At 41.8% G+C, this 3,491-nt stretch carries 1 protein-coding gene and 1 pseudogene; one reads left to right on the top strand and one right to left on the bottom strand.

Annotation, left to right across the window (positions count from 1 at the left end; all coding sequences use genetic code 11):
* Window positions 1-454: 454 nt before the first annotated feature.
* Window positions 455-2,524 (bottom strand): NB-ARC domain-containing protein, encoded by a 2,070-nt coding sequence (locus LC605_RS31780; RefSeq protein ID WP_229551370.1) that lies wholly within the window; start codon window positions 2,522-2,524, stop codon window positions 455-457.
* A 368-nt stretch (window positions 2,525-2,892) separates the two neighbouring features.
* Here LC605_RS31780 and LC605_RS31775 point away from each other — a divergent pair.
* Window positions 2,893-3,360 (top strand): annotated as a pseudogene (locus tag LC605_RS31775) (IS701 family transposase); the annotation flags it as partial.
* Window positions 3,361-3,491: the final 131 nt, after the last annotated feature.

The raw sequence follows: 3,491 nt of genomic DNA, 5'->3' as shown, positions 1-3,491 counted from the left end.
CTTCATCAAATACCTATTCTTAAGTATTAATACTCGTTAATATGTAAATAATATATGTTTTGTACTGGGAAAGCCGATTAGCGATCGCACCTTTTTTTGCCTGACCTCACAAAATCGCATTGCTCCCGAAACAATGAGTTAGAAGAGCTTAGAAAGGGGCTAAGGGAAGAACTCAAAGTAGAACTGAAGAAAGAACTTGGAGGTGAAATTGCATTACTCAAGCAGCAACTCTTGGGGGAATTGGCCGCCTGAGAGAGGAAAACGAGTCTCTCAGGCAAATGCGCGATCGGATTTTAGACAGCATAAAAGAAAAGCCCGCCGACAATTAGGCGGGTTTAGTTTTTTGTAGTTCATTATGTACACCCGATGTTCGGATAATTGTCATAACAAATAACACCCCCCAACGATTGTTTTCGAGGCACGCGCTGGGGAGGGTCGTTTCACGAACCATAGATTACGAACAATTAAGTAACAACTGCATTTCATCGGCATCTTGTATCATGCCTAAGTGTTCAAAGGCATCCATTGCTTCTCTAGCTAATTTATCAGCTTGCTCGGCACTGCCCCACCTTCTCTGCCATTTTGCTAGAGAGCGTTGATAGCGGGCTAAACGTCGCTTATTTTTGCTGCTGTCAGCCACAATGATGCCTTTAGTCAATAACTGTTGAGCGCCATCGCGATCGCCTTGTTCAATGGCGATATCTGCCAGCCAATTTTGAGCAGAATTAATTACCCGATACCAGTTAATTCTTTTGGCACTTAGCATGACCTCTTGAAAAAGAATTTTCGCTTCAGAATATTTATTTTCTTTGTGTAAAATAACTGCTCGATGATAAAGAACAGGAATGTAATAACGGATGTGTTTTTGCTCGGTTAAATTAGCTTGAGTCACTAACTTTTGCTCTGTATCCAGCCATGCACGGGCATCTGGATAATTCTTTTGCCTGATTTGTAACCTAGCTATATTTTCAGCTAAGTCAGCCTGATCGCATAAATCTGCATGGTCGCGTAATACCCATGCCCTCTGCAACATCTCTTCTGCTTCTTTCAAACTCTTCTCGGAACATTCCCGAATTAAAAGCCAAGTTTTGCGGATGATGAATATCACCAAAAATGACCATTCACCTCGTCTTTCTGATTGTTCTACAAGCCATTGCCACCAATCTAGGCGATCGTCCCAATAAGCATAGAGATTAGCGTAGTGGTTCAAAAGCAGACCTAAATCTCTCACTTCTTCATAGTGGTCTTGGTCTTTACACCAATAAAGTACAGCCCGTAAATTTACCTCTTCTGCTTCTAGCCTCTTGTAATGTTTCGAGTTTTCCCAATCTTCACCGGCGTAAATATTGGCAAAATCCAAATACCATCTCACCCAACGTCGCCGCGCTTCTCTTTCAAAATCTGGGTTAGCAGCCAATTTTGCTAAAGCATACTCACGAGTCAGAGACAGCATTTCATATCGCTTAGTCTCTGAATTTTGATTCACCAAAGAAAGTCGCTGCAAAAGTGCCAAGCCATCGTTGTTAGAATCAGGGGCAGTTGTTAGCCCAGCTACCTCAGCCACAGCAGCTTGAGTAGGAGAGTTAGGAAAAATGGCTAGTGACATCAGCAATTTGTGGGCTGGCTGTCCTGTGATTCCTTGCACAGATTGTTCAAAGCAAAAACGAGCTACATCACCAGTAGCCGAGGCTAATCTCTCCAACACCGAATTTAAAGAGTAACCACTAGATACTTGACCGATTGCATAGACAATAGCAAGGGGAATTCCGCCTGTGTGACCGTAAAGCTGCCTAGATTCTTCATCGTTAAGAGTAATACCTTTTTCTTGGGCTTGTTGCTGAATTAACTGCAAACTATCATCTAGGGTCAAGTTTTGCAGGCTAATTGGTAGTAACGCAATTCGCTCACGGGTAGTAATTACTACTTTTACGCCAATCGGTAGATTGTAAAGGAACTCTATCACCCCACTTCTATCCTCTATGGTCTCCATATTGTCCACAATCAATAGTGTTCGCTGTCTGGACAGAATTTGGCGTACACGGTCAGACTGATCATTGGGAGGAGATTGAATAATAGTAGGGTCGCCAAGAGCATTACCAATCTCTCGAAATATCTCACGCAGATTACGCTGTCCCTGCTGTCGTTGCAAAATTCCGTCAGGATAGAGTTCCTGCTGTTTGGCAGAAGTGAAAATAATTGCATCAAATTTAGGTGCGATATTCAGATTTTCTCGACTACCTTTTAAGCATAGGTAGGCTGCTGCTAACACTAACGCTGTTTTACCTACACCACCAATACCATGCACCGTGATCATGTGAGCGCCGTGATCTGGTGAAAGGCGTTCTAATAGGATTCTCATATCTGCCTCGCGACCAATAAATTCTGTGTAGGTTGGCGATGGCAGATTGTTAATGATTGTGAACCGATGCTTAGAAGATGCCTCTACACCTTTGCGGTATCCATATTTTTCTAAAATGTAAACCAGGTTACTGGCTCTAACAGTATTGTCAGATTCTCCTGTCAAAGTTTCAATATCTCGATAGATATTGCTTAATCCTGCTCTGACAACAGCATTATTTTTATGTAAATCTTTACCAATCTTCTTTAACTCAGATCTTGCACCTGACCGGATAAACCCTGAATAGGCACGTAAAGAGCATAAAAATGAGACATGAGAACAAGAAATTAGATCAAGTATTAGTAGGTCGCAAATATAACTATTAAAAAAGTGGAATTTCGTAGTTGCGAAAAAATACTACTTAAGGATGTGATAACGCTTGACGCCATCACATCGGGACAGCGATCGCAAATACTTCTGATTCAACCTGGATTTACATTGGGGTCCAAAATATGAGAAAAAGGGCGTGAAAAAGATATATAAAAGCAAGAACAATGATTTCAATTCTTGCCCACGCCCAAGAGTTAGTGTATATTTTACTGTCTTTAATGCCTTCTGGGTATCAACGAGACAATCTCGAAACGATGTTGGGATTGTTTTTGGAAGCACAAGGGCGTCCCTTGCCACAGCATAGCAAAATTAAATCAGCTAGTGCCTTGAGTCGATTTCTGAATTTAAATCCTTGGTCAACTCGGCAGCTAATTCGTACCACATGCGGCTACGTACTCAAACAAATATTATCTGACTGCCCCAAAGGACGCAGGCCAATGTTACAAATCATCATTGACCTAACAACCTTAGAAAAGCGCGCGAAATTCAAGCCTTTTGAGCATTTAATCTCGGTTTATAACGGTAAACGAGGATTACATTTGGTGGTGTTGTATTTGGTAGTAGGGCGATGGCGTGTGCCCTGGAGTTTCCGTGTTTGGAGGGGCAAAGGTACTCCCTCCCCTGCACAGTTAGCATTCTCATATCTTGCACCGGGAAATTTGAATGTCAATTCCACAACTAAGTATGAAATTTCGCATTCGTTCAAAGTAGAGTAAAATTAACGACAGTAATAGTTGTGGAAAGCAAGTTTGAAAAGCAAGTT

This window comes from Nostoc sp. CHAB 5836 (assembly GCF_020829445.1).
Lineage (GTDB): Bacteria > Cyanobacteriota > Cyanobacteriia > Cyanobacteriales > Nostocaceae > Nostoc.
This window is presented reverse-complemented; position numbering and strand designations above follow the sequence as displayed.